A 724-nucleotide genomic window follows, 5' to 3' on the forward strand; every position below is an offset into this window, starting at 1 on the left:
CCTCCTCGCCACGCACAGATCGCCCACACCGGAATGACCCGGCCAGCGACCCAAAGCACCGCGGACGGCCCCCCGATCCCGTCCCCGGCGGCCCCGGCCACCCACAAGCAAACCCCGGTAACCGTCACCCTGTCGAACGGCTCGACCATCACCATTGCGGCCGGCGAAACCGTCGGCACCGTCAACGTGCCGACTGCGGCCAATGACGTCTACAACAATGGCAGCACTGTCAGCACCACCATCACCGGGGCTACCGGCGGCAACTTCGAAAAACTGGTGCCGAACCCGACGCCAGCCGTCACTACCATCACCGACTCGGTCGACAACACCGGCCTGATCCTGACCGCCACCAACAACATCGTCGAAGGCGGCCAGATCACTTACACCGCGACCCTGACCAACCCGGCGCAAACCCCGGTTACCGTCACCCTGTCCAACGGCTCGACCATCACCATTGCAGCCGGCGAAACTGTCGGCACCGTCAACGTGCCGACAGCGGCCAATGACGTCTACAACAATGGCAGCACTGTCAGCCCCACCATCACCGGGGCAACCGGCGGCAACTTCGAGAACCTGGTGCCAAGCCCCACGCCAGCCGTCACTACGATCACCGACTCGGTCGACAACACCGGCCTGACCCTGACCGCGACCAACAACATCGTTGAAGGCGGCCAGATCACTTACACCGCGACCCTGACCAACCCGGCGCAAACCCCGGTTACCG

Annotated in this window: 1 protein-coding gene; it reads left to right on the forward strand. The window is 64.6% G+C overall.

The window, feature by feature from the left end; genetic code table 11:
- A partial coding sequence (locus tag AEQ63_RS26105) for an immunoglobulin-like domain-containing protein (RefSeq protein WP_236705286.1) occupies positions 1-724 on the forward strand: 724 nt, incomplete at both ends.

This window comes from Pseudomonas sp. RIT-PI-o (assembly GCF_001297215.1).
GTDB lineage: Bacteria > Pseudomonadota > Gammaproteobacteria > Pseudomonadales > Pseudomonadaceae > Aquipseudomonas > Aquipseudomonas moraviensis_A.